The sequence below is a fragment of the Kribbella qitaiheensis genome, assembly GCF_042657745.1.
GTDB classification, from domain to species: Bacteria; Actinomycetota; Actinomycetes; order Propionibacteriales; family Kribbellaceae; genus Kribbella; species Kribbella qitaiheensis.
On record NZ_JBHSKE010000079.1, the window covers coordinates 89,684 to 110,763 of the forward strand.

The 21,080-nt window shown below is 69.6% G+C and carries 22 protein-coding genes; 17 read left to right on the forward strand and 5 right to left on the reverse strand.

Annotated elements, in window-relative coordinates; genetic code table 11:
- Positions 1 to 6: 6 nt before the first annotated feature.
- Together ACFPJ1_RS41430 and ACFPJ1_RS41435 are read right to left on the reverse strand one after the other, a co-directional pair.
- On the reverse strand, positions 7 to 666 hold the full coding sequence (locus tag ACFPJ1_RS41430; RefSeq protein ID WP_380111890.1) for a response regulator transcription factor: 660 nt from the start codon (positions 664 to 666) through the stop codon (positions 7 to 9).
- Positions 663 to 1,916 carry a sensor histidine kinase gene (locus ACFPJ1_RS41435; protein WP_380111891.1) on the reverse strand — a complete coding sequence of 418 codons (1,254 nt, stop codon included), beginning with the start codon at positions 1,914 to 1,916 and terminating at the stop codon, positions 663 to 665. The genes ACFPJ1_RS41430 and ACFPJ1_RS41435 overlap by 4 nt, the downstream gene beginning before the upstream one ends.
- A gap of 437 nt (positions 1,917 to 2,353) precedes the next feature.
- Here ACFPJ1_RS41435 and ACFPJ1_RS41440 point away from each other — a divergent pair, with 437 nt between their 5' ends.
- The 13 genes from ACFPJ1_RS41440 to ACFPJ1_RS41500 all read left to right on the forward strand — a co-directional run bounded on the left by ACFPJ1_RS41440 (position 2,354) and on the right by ACFPJ1_RS41500 (position 13,608).
- Positions 2,354 to 3,376: an ABC transporter substrate-binding protein gene (locus tag ACFPJ1_RS41440; protein WP_380111892.1), complete on the forward strand. Its 1,023-nt coding sequence runs from the start codon at positions 2,354 to 2,356 to the stop codon at positions 3,374 to 3,376.
- A 2-nt stretch (positions 3,377 to 3,378) separates the two neighbouring features.
- Positions 3,379 to 4,179: an ABC transporter ATP-binding protein gene (locus ACFPJ1_RS41445; protein ID WP_132188256.1), complete on the forward strand. Its 801-nt coding sequence runs from the start codon at positions 3,379 to 3,381 to the stop codon at positions 4,177 to 4,179.
- On the forward strand, positions 4,176 to 4,958 hold the full coding sequence (locus ACFPJ1_RS41450; RefSeq protein ID WP_380111893.1) for an ABC transporter permease: 783 nt from the start codon (positions 4,176 to 4,178) through the stop codon (positions 4,956 to 4,958). The genes ACFPJ1_RS41445 and ACFPJ1_RS41450 overlap by 4 nt, the downstream gene beginning before the upstream one ends.
- On the forward strand, positions 4,955 to 6,055 hold the full coding sequence (locus tag ACFPJ1_RS41455) for an Ldh family oxidoreductase (protein WP_380111894.1): 1,101 nt from the start codon (positions 4,955 to 4,957) through the stop codon (positions 6,053 to 6,055). The genes ACFPJ1_RS41450 and ACFPJ1_RS41455 overlap by 4 nt, the downstream gene beginning before the upstream one ends.
- On the forward strand, positions 6,055 to 6,450 hold the full coding sequence (locus ACFPJ1_RS41460; protein WP_380111895.1) for a RidA family protein: 396 nt from the start codon (positions 6,055 to 6,057) through the stop codon (positions 6,448 to 6,450). Before ACFPJ1_RS41455 ends, ACFPJ1_RS41460 begins: the two co-directional genes overlap by 1 nt.
- A 45-nt stretch (positions 6,451 to 6,495) precedes the next feature.
- Positions 6,496 to 7,368 (forward strand): fumarylacetoacetate hydrolase family protein, encoded by an 873-nt coding sequence (locus ACFPJ1_RS41465; RefSeq protein WP_380111896.1) that lies wholly within the window; start codon positions 6,496 to 6,498, stop codon positions 7,366 to 7,368.
- Positions 7,365 to 8,063, forward strand: a complete 699-nt coding sequence (locus ACFPJ1_RS41470; RefSeq protein ID WP_380111897.1) for a GntR family transcriptional regulator — start codon at positions 7,365 to 7,367, stop codon at positions 8,061 to 8,063. The genes ACFPJ1_RS41465 and ACFPJ1_RS41470 overlap by 4 nt, the downstream gene beginning before the upstream one ends.
- Positions 8,060 to 8,794 (forward strand): SDR family NAD(P)-dependent oxidoreductase, encoded by a 735-nt coding sequence (locus ACFPJ1_RS41475; protein WP_380111899.1) that lies wholly within the window; start codon positions 8,060 to 8,062, stop codon positions 8,792 to 8,794. The genes ACFPJ1_RS41470 and ACFPJ1_RS41475 overlap by 4 nt, the downstream gene beginning before the upstream one ends.
- Complete coding sequence (locus tag ACFPJ1_RS41480) at positions 8,795 to 10,381, forward strand: FAD-dependent monooxygenase (protein WP_380111900.1); 1,587 nt, start codon at positions 8,795 to 8,797, stop codon at positions 10,379 to 10,381.
- Positions 10,381 to 10,773 carry a cupin domain-containing protein gene (locus ACFPJ1_RS41485; RefSeq protein ID WP_380111901.1) on the forward strand — a complete coding sequence of 131 codons (393 nt, stop codon included), beginning with the start codon at positions 10,381 to 10,383 and terminating at the stop codon, positions 10,771 to 10,773. The genes ACFPJ1_RS41480 and ACFPJ1_RS41485 overlap by 1 nt, the downstream gene beginning before the upstream one ends.
- 1 nt (position 10,774) lies before the next feature.
- Positions 10,775 to 11,689, forward strand: coding sequence for an amidohydrolase family protein (locus ACFPJ1_RS41490; protein ID WP_380111902.1), 915 nt, complete (start codon positions 10,775 to 10,777; stop codon positions 11,687 to 11,689).
- 79 nt (positions 11,690 to 11,768) lie between these two features.
- Positions 11,769 to 12,737 carry a quinone oxidoreductase family protein gene (locus ACFPJ1_RS41495; RefSeq protein WP_380111903.1) on the forward strand — a complete coding sequence of 323 codons (969 nt, stop codon included), beginning with the start codon at positions 11,769 to 11,771 and terminating at the stop codon, positions 12,735 to 12,737.
- 178 nt (positions 12,738 to 12,915) lie between these two features.
- Complete coding sequence (locus ACFPJ1_RS41500) at positions 12,916 to 13,608, forward strand: GntR family transcriptional regulator (RefSeq protein ID WP_380111904.1); 693 nt, start codon at positions 12,916 to 12,918, stop codon at positions 13,606 to 13,608.
- 1,344 nt (positions 13,609 to 14,952) lie between these two features.
- On the opposite strand, the gene ACFPJ1_RS41505 is transcribed toward ACFPJ1_RS41500, so the two are convergent.
- The 3 genes from ACFPJ1_RS41505 to ACFPJ1_RS41515 all read right to left on the reverse strand — a co-directional run bounded on the left by ACFPJ1_RS41505 (position 14,953) and on the right by ACFPJ1_RS41515 (position 16,376).
- Entirely contained in the window at positions 14,953 to 15,417 is a 465-nt protein-coding gene (locus ACFPJ1_RS41505; protein WP_380111906.1) for a PPOX class F420-dependent oxidoreductase, read from the reverse strand.
- Positions 15,418 to 15,444: 27 nt separating this feature from the next.
- Positions 15,445 to 15,690, reverse strand: coding sequence for a hypothetical protein (locus ACFPJ1_RS41510; RefSeq protein ID WP_380111907.1), 246 nt, complete (start codon positions 15,688 to 15,690; stop codon positions 15,445 to 15,447).
- Positions 15,691 to 15,794: 104 nt separating this feature from the next.
- Positions 15,795 to 16,376, reverse strand: coding sequence for a TetR/AcrR family transcriptional regulator (locus ACFPJ1_RS41515; RefSeq protein ID WP_380111908.1), 582 nt, complete (start codon positions 16,374 to 16,376; stop codon positions 15,795 to 15,797).
- A gap of 133 nt (positions 16,377 to 16,509) precedes the next feature.
- Between ACFPJ1_RS41515 and ACFPJ1_RS41520 the strand changes: the two genes are divergently transcribed.
- The 4 genes from ACFPJ1_RS41520 (at position 16,510) to ACFPJ1_RS41535 (ending at position 21,074) form a co-directional block, all read left to right on the forward strand.
- On the forward strand, positions 16,510 to 17,529 hold the full coding sequence (locus ACFPJ1_RS41520; protein ID WP_380111910.1) for an aldo/keto reductase: 1,020 nt from the start codon (positions 16,510 to 16,512) through the stop codon (positions 17,527 to 17,529).
- Between the two features lie 60 nt (positions 17,530 to 17,589).
- Positions 17,590 to 18,420: an LLM class flavin-dependent oxidoreductase gene (locus ACFPJ1_RS41525; RefSeq protein ID WP_380111911.1), complete on the forward strand. Its 831-nt coding sequence runs from the start codon at positions 17,590 to 17,592 to the stop codon at positions 18,418 to 18,420.
- 135 nt (positions 18,421 to 18,555) lie between these two features.
- On the forward strand, positions 18,556 to 19,482 hold the full coding sequence (locus ACFPJ1_RS41530) for a hypothetical protein (protein ID WP_380111912.1): 927 nt from the start codon (positions 18,556 to 18,558) through the stop codon (positions 19,480 to 19,482).
- Positions 19,482 to 21,074: a DNA polymerase Y family protein gene (locus ACFPJ1_RS41535; RefSeq protein ID WP_380111913.1), complete on the forward strand. Its 1,593-nt coding sequence runs from the start codon at positions 19,482 to 19,484 to the stop codon at positions 21,072 to 21,074. Before ACFPJ1_RS41530 ends, ACFPJ1_RS41535 begins: the two co-directional genes overlap by 1 nt.
- Positions 21,075 to 21,080: the final 6 nt, after the last annotated feature.

The following is a 21,080-nucleotide window of genomic DNA, read 5'->3' on the forward strand; positions in this document are numbered from 1 at the left end:
CAGCACTCAGTGCAAGGGGACGAAGCCGGATTCGTAGGCCAGGATGACCGCCTGGGTGCGGTCCCGGGCGCCTAGTTTGGCGAGCAGGTTCGCCACATGGGTCTTGATCGTCTGCACGCCGAGGATGAGTTCAGTGGCGATCTCCGCGTTCGACAGCCCGCGCGCCATCAACCGCAGCACCTCCTGCTCGCGATCCGTCAACTGATACTTCTCCAGCCCGCTCGGCTGCTGCTCCGTCGACGCATGAGCCAGCGCCAGTGACCTGATCGCCTCCGGGAACAGCAGTGACTCGCTGCCCGCGACCGTTCGGATCGCCGCGATGATGTCGTCCGGGGGAGTCCGCTTCAGCAGGAACCCCGAGGCCCCCGCCCGCAGCGCGTCGTACACGTAGTCGTCGTTCTCGAAGGTAGTGACGACCAGCACGCGCGGCGCCGGGTCGAGCCCGTCGAGCAGCAGCCGGGTGGCCTGGATGCCGTCGACCGCGGGCATCCGGACGTCCATCAGTACGACGTCCGGCCGCGTCCGCCGCACCACCGGGAGCACCTCGGCGCCATCACCCGCCTCGCCGACCACGGACAGGTCGGGCTCCGCGTCGATGATGGCGCGCAGGCCGCTGCGGATCAGCGGCTCGTCGTCCACTACGACCACCGAAATCTGCACTGTCATCCTTTCGTCGTGACGGCGACAGGCAGGGTCACCGCGAGTCTCCATCGATCCGCGATCAGGCCCGCCTCGACGGTGCCGCGCAGTACGGCGACCCTCTCGCGGATTCCGGCCAGCCCTCGTCCGCCGCCCGAGTGGTCCGAGGTACCGCTGACCGGGTTGGTCAGCTCCAGCAGCAGGCCGGTCTTGTCGAGGTTGATCGACAGGTCGACCGTGAGTTCGTCGGCGGGCCGGCCGGCGTGCCGGATCGCGTTGGTGAGTCCTTCCTGGACGATCCGGTACGCCTCGCGGGAGACCGCCGCGGGCAACTCGTCGAGGTCGCCGGTGCGCTTGACCTCGACGGTGATCCCGCCCGCGCGGGTCGCCTCCACGAGCCGGGTCAGGTTGCCCAGGGTCGCCTGTGGCGCGGTCTGCGATCCTGGGCGGCGGTCGTCGCGGAGCAGGCCCAGCACATGGTCGAGGTCCGCGAGCGCCGCACGGGCCGAGGTCTCCATCGCGGCCAGCGCGGTCTCGGCGAAGGCCGGATCGGTCGCGAGCACGCGCCGCGCGGCGGCCGCCTGGATGGTGACGAGGCTGAGCGCGTGGCCCACGCTGTCGTGCAGCTCACGGGCGAGACGGTTGCGCTCGGCAAGTGTCGCGGTCCGTCGCTCGAGCAGTTCGATCCGCTCGGCCGGCGTCGGGCCGAGCACCCGCGGGGCGGTGTAGGCGAGCAGTGATCCGATCGCGGCGGACAGGACGAAGACGAGGGCGATCGCGACGATCGAGGCGAGCGGCATCCAGAGATCGGTCCAGCTGCCGCGGACCTGGTAGTCGATTCCCGGGACGACTTCGTGGGAGCCGGCTGAACGGAAAGGTGCCGCGAGCAACACCGCACCGACTCCGAAGACGAAGGTGCTGATCACGCCGACGAATCCACCTGCGACCAGGTGCAGGCAGAACCAGGTGGTGGTCCGGCGGCGCTGGGCCCAGGTACGCGCTGGGCCGAGCGGTTGCTCGTCGAAGCGGACACCGAGCAACGACTCGACGGCGATGCCCTCCACCTCGCGGACGGCCGGCAGCCCACCCAGTACGACGGGCGGCGCGACCACCACGACGGCGATCAGGATCCCGGTCAGAACGACGGGCAGGTCGAGCTCCTGCGCCAGGGAGACCAGCGCGCTGTCGACCAGGATGAACGCCAGCACCAGGGCAGCACCCAGCAGCAGGTAGACCCAGCGCAGGTACGTCGACCCGCGCACCAGCACGTTCGCCACCTGTTCATCCTGTCAGCCCGACGGTCCTGACCAGTTCCCTCGGCCGGGGGAGCCCCCTCCCTCTCCGGCATGACCGCCGACCCGGAGTACGGCGTACGGAGTGGTCCCGGGAGGCCGGTGCGGGTTCTCGGGAGGAGAGAGCGTTTGCATGACGGAGATCACAGAACATCGCCGGTTTACTCAAATTTGTCCTAAGGCGAACACGTTGTGTCCTCAGGAACGTCGCGATCTGCTGTCCAGGCAGGTACGGTCTGTGGTCGGGGCGGGATGCCCGTCCGGGTGCGGACAGGCATGGGGAAACGGCTCCAGGACGGGCGGCAATCGGGTTCTGAGGGGATCCGTACGGTGCGTAAAGACACTGTGAAGTCCCCGAGGGTCGATTGACCACCCTTTCATATTTGATGTTTGATCAAATATCGGACAGGAGAGGTCCAAGTATGAGGTTCAGACGTTCGGCCGTCGCCCTGGTGGCGGTTATGGCACTCGCTGGAGTCAGCGCGTGCAATGACAGCGACACGGGCAGCCAGAACGGGGACGAATCACTGACGAAGGTCAGCTACCTGACGTCGTTCAACACTTTCGGCCGCGAGGCCTATGCCTATGTCGCGAAGGAAAAGGGCTACTTCAAGGACGCCGGTTTCGACGTCACCATCAACCCGGGCAGCGGTACCGTCGACGTGCTCAAGCTCGTCGCCGGCGGCCAGGCCGACTACGGCATCGGTGACTTCACCGCGACCGTGATCACGCTGGGCAAGCAGAAGCTCCCGGTGACCACGGTCGGGATGGTCCACCAGCGGTCTCTGGCCGCGATCGTCGCGCTCGAGGGTGGCTCCATCAAGACCCCGCAGGACCTGCCGGGCAAGCGGATCGGTGACCAGCCGGGGTCGACCAACACGGTGATGTTCCCGCTGTACGCGAAGGCCGTCGGGATCCCGCCGAAGGACACCAAGTTCGTGCCCTCGCCGCCTCCGGGTCTGCCGGCGCTGCTCGCGTCCGGCCGGGTCGACGGGATCGGTCAGTTCGTCGTCGGTGTGCCGCTGGTCGAGAAGGCCGACAGCAAGAAGCGCAAGGCCGTCGTGCTGCCGTACGGCGAGAAGCTGCCGGACCTGTACGGGAACGCGATCATCACCCGGACGGATATGGCCAAGGAGCACCCGGACCAGGTGAAGAAGTTCACCGGGGCGCTGCTCAAGGGTCTGCAGGACACCATCGACGACCCGGCCGGGGCGGCCGCGATCCTGAAGAAGTACGTGCCGAACACGGACCTTCAGGTGGCGACCGAGGAACTGCAGTTGATGAAGCCGTACGTGAAGCCCGACGGCTTCAACGGCGCGCTGGGCGAGGTCAACCCGACCCGCGTCCAGAGCATCATCGACTCCCTGGTCGACGCAGAGCAGGTGACCAAGGGCTCTGTCACTCCGGCCGACGTGGTGAGCATCGACCTGGCGCCGAAGGGCTGAGCATGATCCGGCTGGACGGTGTGGGGCAGGTCTTCGAGGGACGCGGGGGCCGGGTACAGGCTCTCGACGGGATCGACCTGCACGTCCGGCAGAACGAGTTCGTCACGTTGATCGGCCGGTCCGGCTGCGGCAAGTCCACGCTGCTCCGGCTGATCGCGGGACTGCTGCCACCGACGTACGGCGGGGTCGAGGTGGCGGGGGAACCCGTCACCGGACCTCGCCGGGACGTCTCCTTCATGTTCCAGCGACCGGCGCTGCTGCCCTGGCGGTCGGTCATCTCGAACGTGATGCTGCCGGTGGAGATCTCCGGCGGCGACTCCGAACGCAGCAAGTCGCAGTACCGGGACCGCGCGCACGAACTCCTCGACCTGGTCGGGTTGAAGGGGTTCGAGCGCCGGCTCCCGCACGAGCTGTCCGGCGGGATGCAGCAGCGGGTGTCGCTGTGCCGGTCGCTGATCCGCAGCCCCAAGGTGATGCTGATGGACGAGCCGTTCTCGGCTCTCGACGCGCTCACCCGGACCGAGCTCTCCGCCGAGCTGCAGCGGATCCAGATGGAGCTCGCGACCACCATCGTCTTCGTCACCCACTCGATCGAGGAGGCCGTCGTGCTGGCCGATCGGGTCGCAGTGCTGACGCCGCGGCCCGGCCGGTTGCGCGAGATCGTCGAGATCGACATCCCGCGGCCGCGCAGCCTCGGCCAGAACGCCCACCTCGCCGACGTGGCGCAGATCAGCGGCCACCTGCACGGTCTGCTCGCCGAGCGCCCGCACGACCAGGTGGACGTCCCCGAGGCGCGGCGATGAGCAGCAGGGGATCCTGGCTCACCACCTCCCGTACGGCGGCCGTGCTACTGCCCGTCGTCGGGCTGATCGCCGCGATCGGGCTGTGGTGGGCGGCAACGGTCGTCTTCACTATCGAGCCGTTCCTGCTGCCGTCCCCGCTCGACGTCGTCGAGACCTTTCTCGAGCAGCCGGGCTACCTGTTGAAGGAGACCGGCGTCTCGCTGCTGGAGACGATGGCGGGCTTCCTGCTCGCGATCGTCGTCGGCGTCCCGATCGCCTTGCTGATCGTCCGGTCGGCGGTCCTCGAGCGGCTCGTCTACCCGCTGCTGCTGGGCGTGAACGCGATCCCGAAGATCGCGATCGCGCCGCTGCTGGTGGTCTGGATGGGCTTCGGGATGTTCCCCAAGGTCGTGATGGTGCTGCTGGTCTGCTTCTTCCCCATCGTCATCTCGACCGCGACCGGGATGAAGTCCACCCCGGTCGAGCTGGTCGAGCTGCTCCGCTCGCTGAACGCCAGCCGGTCGCAGGAGTACTTCAAGCTGCGGCTGACCTACGCGATGCCGCAGATCTTCACCGGGTTGAAGGTGGCGATCTCGCTCGCGGTGATCGGTTCGGTGATCGCCGAGTTCGTCGGCGCCCAGGCCGGCCTCGGTTATGTGATCTCGAGCTCGGGCCAGAGTGCCGACACGGCGCTGGCGTTCGCAGCCATCACGTTGCTCAGCATCATGAGCATCATCTTGTTCTACGGCCTCGTGCTGATGGAGCAGAAACTGTTGCCGTGGGCACAGGAGACCCGGTGACGACCCAGGCTTCCGGCGCGGCCTCCGACGCCGACCGCCGCGTGCTGGTCCGCCCCGCCTGGCTGGAGGCGACCGTCTCGGCCGTCTTCACCGCGCTCGGGTTCGAGCCTGCCGACGCGGCCCGGATCGCCGCCGCCCTGGTCGAGGCCGACCTGCGCGGCGTCAGCTCGCACGGCGTGATGCTGGTGCCGATGTACGTCGAACGCCTGAACGCGGGCGGGGTCACCCGGGAACACGAGCTGGACATCCTGCACGACGCGGGCGCGGCGCTCGTCGTGGATGCGCGCGGCGGGATGGGCCAGCTGTCCAGCCCACAGGCGATGGGACACGCGATCGAGCGGGCCGGCCGGTACGGGATCGGCCTGGTCTCGGTCCGGAACGCGCACCACTTCGGCGCCGCCAGCCGGTGGGCCACCCAGGCGGCCCAGGCGGGCTGCCTCGGCATCGCGATGTCGAACACCACCCCGCTGATGCCCGCGCCCGGAGGGGCCGAGCGGCTGGTCGGGAACAACCCGCTGGCGATCGCCGTACCGACCGAGGCCGGCGTGGAGATCGTGCTCGACATGGCCCTGTCGGCAGTTGCCCTGGGCAAGATCCGGCTGGCCGCGTCGGCCGGGCGGCCGATCCCGGACACCTGGGCCACTGATCCGTCCGGACTCCCGACCACGGACCCGGAGGCCGCGGTACTGGGGATGTTGCTGCCGGCGGCCGGGCACAAGGGGTTCGGGCTGGCGTTGATGATCGACGTGCTGACCGGGGTGCTCAGCGGTGGTGGCTGGGGTGATCAGGTGCGGCCGCTGTACCGCGAGCCGGACCGGCCGAACGACTGCGCGCACCTGTTCCTCGCCATCGACCCCGAATTGCTGGGTGGTGCCGAGGGATTCCGGCAGCGGTCGTCGGATCTGGCGGACCGGGTCCGGGGCAGTGCCACCGCGCCGGGGGTGAAGCGGTTGCATCTGCCGGGGGAGATCGAAGCGGAGCGCGCCGAGCACCAGCGGCGGCACGGAGTACTGATCGAGAGGTCGGGACTGGACGGACTGCTGGAGGCCGCTCGTGCGGTCGGCGCCGTCATCCCGACGGGAGGGGTGCTGGGCTGATGGCCAAGGAACAACTGACGAGTGAGGCGTTGCGGACCCCGAACGGGGTGTTCTCGCAGGCCACCACGATCGAGGCGACCGGACGGCTGGTGTTCGTGTCGGGGATGACCGCGCGGCGGCCGGACGGAACCATCGTCGGCGTCGGGGACGTGTCCGAGCAGACCCGGCAGGTGTGCGAGAACGTGCAGACCGCGGTCAAGGCGGCCGGCGGCACGCTCGACGACGTCTGCCGGGTGGACGTGTACGTCCGCAACATGGAGGACTTCGCCAAGATCCACGAGGTCCGCGCGCAGTACTTCCACGAACCGCTGCCGGCTTCGACGATGGTCGAGGTCAGCAAGCTGGCGCACCCGGACTACCTGATCGAGATCAGCGCGATCGCGGTGATCCCGTGAGTGCCGGGGTGGGTGTCCCGGTGCGCGGCGTCGAGTGGGTCTGAGATGAAGTTCGTGACCGTGGAGCACGCCGGGCGGGAGCGCGTCGGCGTACTGGACGAGGCCGACGTCATCCTGCTGGCGGCGACGGATCTGGTCTCGGTGATCGAGGCTGGACCGGCCGGGCTGGATGCCGTGCGCGACGAGTCGTCCTCGGCAACGCGGGTGCCGCTGGCCGACGTCGTACTGCGGGCGCCGCTGCGGCGGTTCCGCCGGGACGTGCTGTGCACCGGGTGGAACTACTGGGACCACTTCGAGGAGAGCAAGGGCAAGCGCGAGGGGCAGGACGTCGACCGGCCCGAGCACCCCACCTTCTTCACCAAGGGACCGGACGTGGTGATCGGCCCGTACGACGAGATCGCGTACGATCCGGCGATCTCGGCCAAGTGGGACTACGAGGCGGAGATGGCGCTGGTGATCGGCAAGGCCGGTCGCAGCATCGCGGTCGAGGACGCCCTCGACCACGTCTGGGGCTACACGCTGGCCAACGACGTCTCCCAGCGGGACTTGCAGCGGCAGCACGGCGGCCAGTGGCTGAAGGGCAAGAGCATCGACCAGACGATGCCGCTCGGCCCGTGGATCGTCACGGCCGACGAGCTCGGTGATCCGCAGGACGTGCAGTTGCAGTGCCTGCTGAACGGCGAGGTCATGCAGGACGCCTCGACCAAGCAGATGGCGTACGACGTGGCGACCCTGATCAGCGAGTTGTCCTTCGGGATGACCTTGCGGCCGGGGGATCTGCTGCTGACCGGGACGCCGGCCGGGATCGGCAACGCCCGCGAGCCGCAGGTGTTCCTGAAGGAGGGCGACGAGGTCGTCACCCGGTCGGACACGCTCGGCGAGCTGCGGAACGTGCTGGTTCGCAAGGACCTCGCATGAGCGGCCGCCTGGAGTTGCTGCCCGGCGGCGGACGCGGCGGGCGCCGTACGTTGGCCGAGACGGCCGCGGCCGAGCTGCACCAGCTGATCCTGTCGGGGGAGTTGCCGAGCGGCACACCGTTGCGGCTGGTCGAGCTGGCGAACCGGCTGGACATGAGCCAGATGCCGGTCCGGGAGGGCCTGCGGCGGCTGGAGGCGCTCGGCCTGGTCGACATCATCCCGCACCGCGGTGCGTGGGTGCGCGAGCTGTCGATCGAGGACCTGCACGACACCCACGAGACGCGGCTGGCGCTGGAGAGTCTGGCGGTCCGGGCGGCCGCGGAGCACTTCGGCGAGACGGACGAGCAGCAGGCGAAGGCTGCGCTGAGCGAGCTCCTCCTGCTCTCCCGGTCCGAGGACTCGATCGGGGCGCGGCAGGCGCACGCGGACTTCCACTTCACCCTCTACCGGGCCGGCGGCTCGCAGTGGCTGGCCCGGGCGATCGAGCCGGTCTGGCAGAACAGCGAGCGGTACCGGTTCGGCAGCCGGCAGACCGCGTTCCAGATCGAGCGGAACCGGCAGGAGCACCAGGCGATCCTCGACGCCTGCGTGGCGCGCGACCCCGACGCCGCCGAGCAGGCGCTGCGGAACCACCTGGCTGGCGCGGTACAGCGGATCACCGAGACGATGACCTCCCGACAGAAGGGGACGTCATGAAGGTGAGCTTCGACGCGACCGGCGAGGTCGTGGTGGTGACCGGCGGCGCGCACGGTATCGGCGCGGCCCTGGCCGCCGCGGTCGCCCGGCGCGGCGGTACTGCGGTCGTGTTCGACCTCTCGGTGGGCGCGAGCCTGCCCGGAGTCGAGTACGTCGAGGTGGACGTGGCGGACCGGGAGGCGGTGCTGAAGGCCGTCGGCACCGTGATCGAGCGGCACGGGCGGATCGACGGGCTGGTCGCCGGCGCGGCCGTGCAGCCCCGGTCGTCAGTGGTCGACACCGACCCGGTCGAGTGGACCCGGACGCTGAAGGTGAACCTCGACGGCGTCGTCTGGGCCTGCCAGGCGGTCGTCCCGCACATGGTGGACCGGCGCAGCGGTTCGGTGATCGTGTTCAGCTCGGGGATGGCCTCGACCGGCTTCCCTGGCGCTGCCGCCTATGCCTCGAGCAAGGCTGCTCTCGGTGCCTTCGCCCGGACCCTGGCCGCCGAGGTGGCCGAGCACCGGGTCCGGGTGAACGTGATCGCGCCGGGGGTGATCGACACCGAGCAGTTCCGCTCTGCGAACATCGGCGCGGACCTCGAGCACTGGCGCGACACCATCGGGATCGGCGATCCCGAGGACGTCGTCGGTCCGCTGCTGTTCCTGTTGTCCGACGCGGCTGCGATGACCGGCTCGCAGCTGACCCGCGAACGGGTTTTCGCCCGGCTAGAGACCTTCAAGGAGTGCTGAGTGTCGCCTGATCACCAGCTACCCGTCGCCATCGTGGGCGCCGGGCCGATCGGCCTGACGACGGCCCTCGGCCTGGCGCACTACGGCGTACCGTTCGTGCTGCTCGATGAGGACGCGACGCTCTCCTCGGACACCAAGGCCGGTACGACGCTGACCCGGACGCTGGAGATCTGGAACCGGTACGGGTGCGTCGAGGAGATCCTGGCGGCGGCGCTGCGGATCGACGAGATCGGCGACATCGACCGGGCCACGAACACGCCGCGCGCCTCGGTACAGCTGGCCGAGCTCGTGAACGACACCCAGTTCCCGTTCGTGATCAACCTGCCGCAGCAGCATATGGAGCCGATCCTGGCCGCGGCGCTGGAGCGGGCCGGTGGGTCGGTGCTGACCGAGCATCGGCTGGAGTCGTTCGAGATCGTCGACGACCACGTGGTGCTGACGGTCGAGACCCCTTTGGGCGTCCAGCAAATCGAGGCGTCGCACTTGCTGGCCTGCGACGGCGGCCGGAGCAAGGTCCGCGACGCGCTCGGTGCGACCGTGTCGGGGGAGACGCTGCCCGAGCGGTACATGCTGATCGACGTCGTGGTGGACCTGGACGTGTCCAACGCCCGCGACTACCCGTACCTGGCGTACTTCGCAGACCGATCCGAGTGGATGGTGCTGATCCGGCAGCCCGACTGCTGGCGGTTCCTCTTCCCGCTGGCGCAGGGGGCCGAGCAGCCCGGTGCCGAGGACATGCTGGTCAAGGTCAAGCAGTTCATCGGCGAGGTGGACCGGATCGAGCTGGTCGGCTCGGTCGTCTACAACGTGCACCACCGGGTGGCCGACCACTGGTCCGCCGACCGCAAGGTGTTCCTGATGGGCGACGCCGCACACCTGATCACCCCGATGTGGGCGCTCGGCCTCAACACCGGTGCCCTGGACGCGTCGAACCTCCCGTGGCGGCTTGCCTGGGTACTGCGGGGCTGGGCCGAGCCATCGCTGCTCGACGGATATGAGCAGGAGCAACGCCCGGTCGCCATCAACGGCTCCGGCGAGATGGCCGAGGCGGCCCGCAAGTACATGTCGCACCAGCGGGGTGCGGTGACGGCTGCGGGCAGCGACTGGGCGACCGCCTACACCCGCACGCTGCTCGGAGTACGGCTGGACGTGGACGGTGAAGGGGACTGGTCGATGGTGATGACCAGCGCCGAGCCGCCTGCCGTCCGGGCGGGTGACCGGGCTCCTGACCTGGCGCTGCACGGTCCGCTGGGCCGGGAGACGATCCACGGGCTCTGCCGCGAGTCGTTCGCCGCGCTCTACTTCACCGACGTGCGGCGGCGGCCGGAGATCCCTGTGAACGACTCCCCGGCGCTGAAGCACTACGCGATCTCCCGCTGGGACGCTCCGCTGGACTCAGGTCTGCGCGACCGCTCGCTGTTCGACCCGGGCAGTATCGCGACCAGCCGGTACGGCGTACCGGCCGAGACCGTAGTACTGGTGCGTCCTGACGGGCACATCGCGGCGGTGGCCCCGATGGGTCCGGGTGTGGCGGAAGAGCTCTACACCGGGATCACCGGCCGGCCGGTACCTCGGGAGGTGGACTGATGAGTGTCTTCGACGAGCGCATGCGCGAGGTGCTGCTGCAGACGGACGACTTGGAGTGGGCCGAGAAGTCGCTGGCCGGGCTGTCCCACAAGATGCTGTGGCGGGACGAGGAGACCGAGGCGTCGATCGCGCTGGTTCGCTTCGAGAAGGGCTCCGGGATCCCGTCGGCCCACCAGCACGCGTCGAACCAGTTCATGTTCTGCCTGTCCGGGCGGTACGTGTACCTGCCGACCGGGACCACCCTGACCAAGGGCAGCTTCTACTGGAACCCCAAGGGCGTGGCGCACGGACCGACGCTGGCAGAGGAGACCTCTGTTCTGCTGGAGATCTACGACGGGCCGCACTACCCGGAGCGGCCGTCCTTCTACGACAACGACGAGGACGCTCGCTGACATGGCCGGCTGGGACGTCCATACCCACCTGATACCGCCGACGGTGCTCGCGGCGGCGCATCAGGGTGCCTTCGGACTGGCTGTCGAAGGCGGCTCGCTGGTGGTCGACGGGCGCGACCGACTGCCGCTGCAGCGCCTGGCGAATCCGGCCGCGCTGCTGAAGTGGATCGACGAGCAGCAATTGGACGGTGCAGTGGTGTCCGTGCCGCCTGCGCTGTTCCGCTACGACCAGGGCGTCGAGTGGGCCTCTCTGGTGAACCAGGGACTCCGCGAGCTCGCCACTCCGCGGCTGCGCGTGCTCGGCCAGCTCCCGCTGCTCGACCGCGCGGCTCCGGACGTCGCCTCGGCTCTGGCCGACGAGGGCGTCTTCAGCGGCTTCGCCCTCGGTACTGCGGGCTTCACCGCGCTGGACCACGTCTGGCGGGAGTTGGACCGCCTCGAGGCGTTCACTCTGATCCACCCGAGCCACAGCCACGACAGCCGGCTCGAGGCGTTCTACTTGTCGAACCTGCTGGGCAATCCCTACGAGACAGGGCTTGCCGCGGCCGAACTGGTCTTCGCCGACGTCCCCGGGAGGTTCCCGGGCATCCGGTTCTGCCTCTGCCACGGTGGCGGCGTGACGGCGGCTCTGGCCGGGCGCTGGCAGCGCGGGATCGACACTGCACGACCAGGGATCGAACCACCGTCGCTGTCCGTGGCAGAAGCCTTGCGGCAGTTCTACGTGGACGACCTGGTGCACGACACCGCAGTACAGGCGTTGCTGGGGGCGACGTTCGGATCCGATCGGGTGCTGGCCGGGAGTGACTGGCCGTTCCCGATGGGCAGCGAACGAATCGATCAAGGCCGGGCGGCCGCTCGGGCGAAGGTGTCCGAACGGATCACCCGGCCGCTGAAGAAGGGGGCCGTTTCAGCGTGAGAAGGCCTTTTCCGCAGGACGTAGTTGTGATCAGATATCAAATCCAGGTGGGGGATATGCGCACGAGTGGAGTGGGCGGATGAGCGGGCGGAGAGCCACTGCGCTGCGCTGTTACGGCCCCGGCGAGCAGTTGAAGGCCGAAGAGGTCGAACTGCCGGTGGGGGCCGGCGAGACGCTGGTCGAGATGCGGTACGCCTCGGTGACCCAGCTGGACCGTACGGTGCTCGCGGGCAAGCTGGCACAGCAACAGCTGCAGCCGCCGTTCACGCCCGGGTCGGAAGGCTCCGGCGTAGTGCTCAGCTCGGAGGTGTTCCCAGTCGGCACCAGGGTGGTGATCCGCGGCGGGGGAGTCGGGGTCTCCCGGCCTGGCACCTGGGGCGAGCTGGCCGTCGTACCGGATGCTTCCGTGCATCCGCTGCCCGACGGCATGGAGCTGGCGGCCGCTGTGGCGATGCTCGCGCCCGCCCTGACCGCCCACACCGCGGTACGGCGGGTCGGGCAGATCGTCGAGGCCGAGACCGTCGTGGTCACCGGGATCACCGGGCTGGTCGGCCGGCTGTGCGCGGCAGTGGCGCGCTCGGCCGGGGCGATGAAGGTGATCGGCCTGGCACGTGCGGGGGAGTCGGTGGACTCGATCGCAGGATTGGTCGACCAGATCGTCCGGGTGGACGAGCTGGGCCAGGTCGGTCGCGAGCTGCCGTGGTGCAACGCGGCGATCGACACCGTGGGCGGTCCCGTCACCAGCGGCGTGATGAGCCACATCACCCCGGGCGGACGGCTCGTTGCCCTCGGCTACACGGCCGGCGAGTTCGCCACCCTCGACCTGCACCAGCTGATCGGCCGCGACCTGCGGGTGCTGCCGGTGAACATGCAGCGCACCACGATCGAGCCGGGAACCGTCGCGCAGGTGCTGGCCGACATCACCCCGGCGCAGATCCGGCCGGACATCGAGGTGGTACCGGCCCTGCACGCCGAGGACGCCCTGGACCTGCTCGTCAGCGGTCCGGCCGACCGGCGGGTGCTGCTGGACGTCAGCAGGTTCACGTGACGGGACGTCGGGTGACGCGGCTTCGGGCACCGGGGCTTCGGGTGACGCGGTGCTTGGCAATCTGTTGTCGGAGTGCCGCAGATCGCCGACTGCCCGCTACGGTTACCTCGCAGACACCGGACTGCCGCGGCCGCTCCAGTACGTGCGCACTGTGAGGGAGAGAGGTAACCCACACCCCATGACCCGACGACTCGAGCTCACGCCCGGGGGACCGAGCGGCCGGCGCACGCTGGCGGAGGAAGCCGCCGCCGAACTGCACGAGCTCATCCTGTCCGGCGAGCTCCCGAGCGGTACCGCGCTGCGGCTGGAGGAGCTCGCCAAGCGGCTGGACATGAGCCAGATGCCGATCCGCGAAGGACTCCGCCGGATGCAGGCGCTCGGGCTGGTAGAGATCGTGCCGCACAAGGGCGCCTGGGTACGCGAGCTGTCGATGGAAGACCTGCGCGACACCCACGAGACCCGGCTCGCACTGGAGACCCTCGCGGTCCGGGCCGCCGCGACCCGCTTCAGCGACGCCGACGCAACCCTGGCCCGGGCCGCCCTGGCCGAACACGTCCGGCTGTCCAAGGTGGGCGACATCATCGCCTCCCGCCAGGCGCACACGGAGTTCCACTTCGCGATCTACCGGGCCGGCGGCTCCCGCTGGCTCCCGCGCGCCATCGAGCCCGTCTGGCAGAACAGCGAGCGCTACCGCTTCGGCTCCCGCCAGACCAAGGCCCGCATCGAGCAAACCCGCCGCGAACACCAGGCGATCCTCGACGCCTGCCTGGCCCACGACGAACCAGGCGCCGAGGCAGCCCTCCGAGAACACCTCGAAGGTGCCATGCAACGCATCACCGAAACCATGGCCCGCCGCTACACCAAGAACTAACCCTTCGCCCCGTACGCCGCTCGGCAAGAGCCCGAGGCGCGGGTGGCAGGTGGTCTTGGCGCGGGTGGTGTCGGTGCGGATGGTGCTGCTGATCTCGCCCGGGTCTGTCGCTGTATTTGCGGGTTGGTGGTTGCTCGGCATGAGTGCGGATGGTTGCGCCTGGCATTAGTGCGGGTCGTCCCGCTGGGCATAGGCCGGGGTGGTTCCGCGGGCTCCGCTGCGTGATGGTGCTAGTCGGGCTGGTGTGCGTCAAGAGCGCTTCGCGTCCCTTCGGGATCGGAACAAGTTCCGACTCTTGACCCACCCCATCTCGACCAGGGAAGGACGCAGCTACGCGGATCCCGCGGAGGGGTCTGAGCCGGGTCGGCGTGGTGTTCTCGGGGGTGGGTTGTACCGAGTGACAGGTAGTACCGGGCGGATCGCGGAGGCTCCAGGCGTGGGGTGCCCGCCGCGGTGGCGGGTGCGGCGACTACTACCTGTCGGTCAGTACGCCAGCCGCCCCGAGGGAGGGTTTCACCCCTGTTGGTGGGGTTTGCGGCGATTCGGGGGTTGGTGCTGACGGGTTGTTCGACCACTGGCAGGTTGTTCGCTGGCTGGCGGGTTGTTCGGTGGCGTGTGGTTCGTTTCGGGGTCCGCTGGATGGTTGTTCGACCACTGGCGGCAAGTAAGGCGCCAGTGGCCGAACAACCTGTCATCGGGAGGCCGGTCGCCGGGGTGGGGGCTGACGGCGTGCGGTGGTGGGGACCTCGGACACCTTCTGGGGTGTGACAGCCGGATGGTGGTGCGGTTGTGTCCGAGGCCTCACCTTGTGCACCAGTTGAGCGTCCGGATTGCCGGGATCTGCTCAAGCGGTGCACCAGGTGCCGGTTTCGGGGGGCTGCTGCCCTCTGGGCAAAGAGCTCCCCAAAGGTCCAGGCAAGCCAACTCCCCGAGCGTTTGGGTCAGGAGCTCCCCGGTCCTTGTCGCCACACCTCTCAGCGGCTCCGGGATAGCTGCGTCCTTCCCTGGTCGGGGTGGGGTGGGTCAAGAGTCGGAACTTGTTCCGATCCCGAAGGGACGCGAAGCGCTCTTGACGCACACCGGCCCGACTAGCACCATCACGCAGCCCGGGGACGCAACCACCCGAACCCGTGCCGGCGGAATCCACCCGAACCCGTGCCGGCGGAATCCACCCGCGCCTGCGCCGGCGGGATCCGCTCGAACCTTCACCGGCAGAACCCACCTCGGCCAGCACTGGCGGACCCACCCAGCCAGCATCGGCGGAGCCGCCTGGAACCTGCGTCGGCGGGACTGCCTTGAGCCTGGGGCAGCGGGGCCAGCCGGGCTCGGCGTACCGGCGTACCGCTAGTCGGCGAGGCGGGCGGGGAAGCCGCCGGTGGCTACTGGGCCCCAGCGTTCGGGGGTGATGCGGATGAGGCACTTGCCTTGCTTGACCATTGCCTCGCGGTACTCGTCCCAGTCGGGGTGTTCGCCGGAGATCGAGCGGAAGTAGTCGACCAGGGGCTCGACCGCGTCGGGGAGTTCGATCACCTCGCCGGCTCCGTCGACCTGTACCCACGGGCCGTTCCAGTCGTCGGACAGGACGACCACGCTGGTCTGCGCGTCCCGCCTCACGTTGGTGCTCTTGGCCCGCTCCGGGTACGACGAGATGACGATCCGGCCCTGCTCGTCGACACCGCCCGACACCGGGGAGGCCTGCGGCGTACCGTCGGCCCGGCGGGTGATCAGCAGCATGTGGTGGCGCGGCCGGACGAACTCCAGCAGCGCGTCCGTGTCGACCTGGGTGTTGGTGGCAATCGTTCTCGGCATGCTCCTACTCTCGCAGGTCCATCCGCCTCAGAGAACGGGTGTCTCGTGCACGCTCGACCAGCGCACGCCGTACCGGGCGGACGGATCCGGGACCAGCACGGCGGTCACGCGCCGCAGCGCACTGAGCTTCGCGCCGTCGATCGCGACCAGGCTGAACGCCGGCACGTGCGCCGCGCTGAAGGTGTCCAGCAAGGCGGGTTCGGCCTCGCTCCCAAGCCAGCGGGCGAGATCCTCGTGATGCTGAACCACCTCGGCGAAGAGCGGGTCGGTCATGCGTGCTGGTCCTTTCGCCGGAGCACTTGATCGATCGTGACCAGGTGCTCTTGTTTGTTGCCGGGGGCCACGTGCGGGCGGGCAACCTGCGGGCGGGAGTCTGCTCAGTGGAGGCGTAGGCCGGCGATGAGGAGTCCGACCATGCGGCGGGCGTCGTAGCGGGAGTTCTTGTCTGCGCCGATACAGAGATTGCCGACGCCGCGCATCAGTTCGAAGGCCTCCACGTCGGCGCGAATCTCGCCGGCCTTGGCTGCGGCGTCGAGCAGTTCGGCGCACACGGGGACGAGGCGGTCGAGGAAGTAGGCATGCAGAGTCTGGAAGGCGGCATTGTCGGACTGCAGCGCCTCGGCGAGGCCGTGCTTGGTGACCAGGAAGTCGACGAAGAGGTTGATCCAACTCGCCAGGGCGGCGTGCGGTGTGCTGCTGCTCGCCAGCAGGGCCGGACCGGCCTCGGCGCAGGCCTCGACCTGGTGCCGGTAGACGGCGACGATGAGATCGGCTCGCGTCGGGAAGTGGCGGTAGATCGTGCCGACGCCTACGCCGGCCTTGGCGGCGATGTCGCGGACCGGCACATCGACGCCGGATCTGACGAACGCCGCGGCGGCGGCGTCCAGCAGTGTCTGCTCGTTCCGCCGGGCATCGGCCCGCTTCCGCGGGGCTGACGACTTTGACCCGCTGTCGACCACTGGCGCAGCTCCCTCCACCACTTGGCAAACGGAACAACGTTCCGTATGTTGGTTAGCGGAACACTGCTCCGCTTGTTCAGGATGCCAGAACAGGGGAGCCGAGACCAATCCCACCCTTCGAGGAGGAACAGTCATGCAGTACCGCACCTTGGGTCGCACCGGTGTGCAGGTCAGCACCCTCGTGCTCGGCGCGATGAACTTCGGCAGCATCGGACGCACCACCCAGGACGAGGCCACCGCCCTGGTCGACGCCGCCCTGGAAGGCGGGATCAATCTCATCGACACCGCCGACATGTACAGCCAGGGCGAGTCGGAGGAGATGGTCGGCAAGGCCATCTCCGGCCGTCGCGACGACATCGTGCTGGCTACGAAGGCGAACCTGCCGATGGGCGACGAGCGCAACCACCGAGGCAGCTCTCGCCGCTGGCTGGTCACCGCGCTGGACGACAGCCTGCGCCGGCTGGGTGTCGACCATGTCGATCTCTACCAGATCCACCGGTGGGACCCGGCCACCAGCGACGAGGAGACGCTGTCGGCGCTGACCGACCTGCAGCGCGCGGGAAAGATTCGCTACTTCGGTTCCTCGACGTTCCCCGCGTACCGCATCGTGCAGGCCGAATGGGCCGCCCGGGAGAACCACCTGAGTCGTTATGTCACCGAACAGCCCAGCTACTCGATCCTGCAGCGCGGGATCGAGACCCACGTCCTGCCTGTCACCGAGCAGTACGGGCTCGGCGTGCTGGCGTGGAGCCCGTTGGCCTCGGGCTGGCTGTCGGGCGCGATCCGCGATGGCCAGGAAATCGCCACCAGCCGATCGAAAGTCCTGCCGGAACGCTTCGACCTCGCCATCCCGGCCAACAGGGCCAGGCTCGATGCCGTCGAGCAACTGTCCAAGGTCGCCGACCAGGCGGGCCTGACCATGATCCAGCTCGCGCTCGGATTCGTCACCGCGCACCCGGCCGTGACGAGCGCGATCATCGGACCCCGCACGCTGGACCACTTGCACTCCCAGCTCGCCGCGGCGGACACCGTGCTCTCCGCCGACGTACTCGACGCGATCGACTCGATCGTCGCTCCCGGCCTCGACCTCGCCGCGGACGAGAAGTTCGACACGCCACCCGCCCTGCTCGACGCGTCCCTGCGCCGTCGCTGATCAATCATCTTTGAAGGGACACGACCCATGCCGCAAACACCCCGGACTCGTTTCGGGATCATGACCGCCCCGATGCAAGTCGACTACCACGACGTACTGCGGGTCTGGCGCGAGGCGGACACCATTCCGGAGATCGAGCATGCGTGGCTGTTCGATCACCTCATGCCGATCGGCGGCGACCCGGGCGGACCGACGTACGAGGGCTGGACACTGCTCTCCGCGCTTGCCGCACAGACCGAACGGCTGCGCCTCGGCGTACTCGTGACCAGCAACCGCTTCCGGCCGCCCGCGATGCTGGCCAAGATCGCCGCGACCGTCGACATCGTCTCCGGCGGACGGCTCGACTTCGGCATCGGCGCGGGCTCACGACCCAGCCACCCGCTGGCCCGGCGCGAGTACGAAGCACACGGCCTGCCCTTCCACGACTCCGCTCACGCCGTGGGAAGCCTCGCCGAAGGGTGCACGGTGATCCGGCGGTTGTGGACCGAGACTGAGCCGTTCGACTTCGATGGCACCTTCCACCACCTCACCGGAGCGTTCGGCAACCCCAAGCCCGTCCAGCGCCCTCACCCCCCGATCCTCATCGGCGGACGCTCGGCCGCCGTACTGCGCGTAGTCGCCGAGCACGCCGACGCGTGGAACATCCCCGGTGGCGACATCGAAGACGTCATCAGTCGCAGCGCCCTGCTGGATCGGTACTGTGCCGAGATCGGTCGCGACCCCGCCTCGATCACTCGCTCGATCCACCTGCAGATCTCCTACGATCAGCCCAGCATCACCCGGGAAGCGATCGACGCCGGCTTCCAGCACATCGTCCTCGGACTGCCGACGCCGTACCCCGTGGGCGTCGCACAATGGGTCACCGACGAGCTCATCATCAAGTCGGCCTAGTTCGGGCCGGAAGAATTGACATGAGTCGAACAGGTGTTCGAACATGGGTGGGTGACGGGGACTTCTGCGACTGAGCTGCCCGCGCGTCCGGCTGAGCGGGACCGGGCGAGCGCGGGGGGTGCTGGGCGCGGTCGGGTGACTGCGCTGGATCAGGCACGGACGTTGCTGGCCCGGGCCAAGGAGCAGAAGGCGGCCCGGCTCCGGGAGGTCGAGCTCGAGGCGGAGGAGACCTCGACCTCAGCTTCAGGTTCAGGCCTCGTTCCAGGCTCGGGTCCTGCTTCGTTCGTGGCGCGGACCGTGCCGGCGCCGCGCACCACCGAGACGCGGGTGCAGCAGGCGCTGGACACGGCGAGCGTCGATCGTGCGCTGCCCACGCTGCCGGCCGTCTCCGACCTCTTGTCCGGTGCCGTACTGCGTGGCGGTTCGGTGTACTCCGTGCGCGGATCCACGGCGCTGGTGATGGCGATGATGGCCGGGCCGTCCGCCGAGGGGGCGTGGTGCGGGGTGGTCGGGATGCCCTCGTTCGGCGCGGAGGCGGCCCAGGGTCTCGGGGTCGATCTCGAGCGGCTGGTGCTCGTGCCCGACCCGGAGCGTGACTGGCTCAGTGTGGTCGCGGCGCTGGTCGACGCGCTGACCGTGGTGGTGGTCCGGCCGCCGGGCGAGGTGACACCGGGAGAGGCGTCCCGGCTGTCGGCCCGGCTGCGAACGCGTGGCGCGATGCTGATCGCGGTCGGCTCCTGGCCGGGTAGCGAGGCCCGGCTGGAAGTGCAGGGCAACAGCTGGACCGGTCTGGGCTCGGGCGAGGGGTTGCTCACCGGCCGGCGGGCGACCGTCGCGGTGACGGGCCGGGGCGCCGCGGTCCGCCCGAAACAGCACCAACTCTGGCTGCCCGCGGTCGACGGGGCGATCCGGTCGGTGGAGCCGGCCGAGACCGCGCGGTCTGGTGAGTCCGAGTGGTTCGGCTCGGGCCTGGGTGCTTCCGCGCGACCAGGTGCTGCCGTGTATTCGGGTGGCGCCGGGGAGCCGGTCGAGGAGGCCGCGCAGTGGGAGGCGGTGGGCTGATGAGCGGGAGTCTCACCCGGACGATGGTGGTCTGGATCCCCGACTGGCCGGTGACCGCGGCAGCCACGGCGGCTGGGCATCCCCCGGACGCGCCGGTCGCAGTACTGGCCAAGGGGCGGGTGCTGGCCAGCTCGGCGGCTGCTCGGGCAGAGGGGGTGCGTCGCGGTCTGCGGGCTCGGGATGCTCAGTCGCGCTGCCCGGAGCTGGTGGTGCTGAAGTACGACCCGGTGATCGACGCCCGCGCCTTCGATCCGGTGATCGGCTGTCTGGAGGCGCTCACGCCGGGCATCCAGGTGATCCGGCCGGGGATGTGTGCGCTGAAGGCGCGGGGGCCGAGCCGGTTCTACGGGAGTGAGCCGGCGGCCGCGGAGAAGCTGCTCGACCGGCTGGAGACGTTCGACGTACCGGGCGGGCGGGTCGGGATCGCCGACGGGCCGTTCGCCGCCGAGCAGGCCGCTCGGGCGAGCTCGGCCGTCACCCGGGTGGCGGTGATTCCCGGCGGCGGCTCGGCGGAGTTCCTGGCGCCGTTGACGGTCGACGCACTCGAGCAACCAACCCTCACCGATCTGCTCCGGCGGCTCGGCCTCCGCTCGCTCGGCGCCTTCGCCGCGCTGCCGCCGACCGAGGTGCTGACCCGGTTCGGCCCGGACGGCGCGTTCGCGCACCGGCTGGCCCGCGGGGAGGACGACCGCCCGGTGGTCGCCCGGAAGGCACCACCCGAGCTGGCCCGGAAGCTCGACTTCGAGCCCCCGGTGGACCGGGTCGACCAGGTCGCGTTCGCGGTCCGCGCGGTCGCCGACGAACTGGTCGGCCAGCTGACCACGCTGGGCCTGGTCTGCACCACACTGCGGGTCGAGGTCGGCACCGAGTCCGGCCGGGTGCACGAGCGGGAGTGGTTGCATCCACGCTGGTTCAGCCCGGCCGATCTGGTGGACCGGGTCCGCTGGCAGTTGCAGGGCAGCGGCACAGCCACCAGCGAGCTGACGTCGCCGGTGGTCCGGATCCGGTTGATCCCGGAGCAGGTCGACCCGGTCGGCGCCCACGTCGACGGACTCTGGGGAGGTGGCCCCGACGAGCGGATCCACCGGGCCCTGTCCCGGGTGCAGAGCATGCTCGGCCACGGCGGCGTCGCCTCGGTGGTGATCGGCGGCGGCCGAGGGTTCCTGGAGCGCCAGACCCTGGTCCCGTGGGGCGACCGCCCGGTCCCGGCCAACCCGCCGGACATGCCCTGGCCCGGCGTGATCTCCGGTACTGCGAACCGCTGGCCGACCCCCGCGCCCAGCACGGTCTACCCGACGCCCCAACCTGCGATGGTCCTCGCCGCGGACGGCCGCCAGGTCACCGTGAGTGCCCGGGGTGTGCTGTCCGGCGAGCCAGCCGCCTTCCGCTTCGAGCCCGCCCCACAGGTTGCCGACAGCAACAAGCTCCATCCGGTCACCGCCTGGGCCGGTCCCTGGCCGGTGGAGGAGCGCTGGTGGGACGAGGAGGCCGAGAACCGCCTGGCCCGCTTCCAACTGGTCGGCGCCGACGGCCGGGCCTGGCTCTTCGCCGTCCGCAACACCCACTGGTGGGCCGAGGCCAGCTATGACTGAACACCC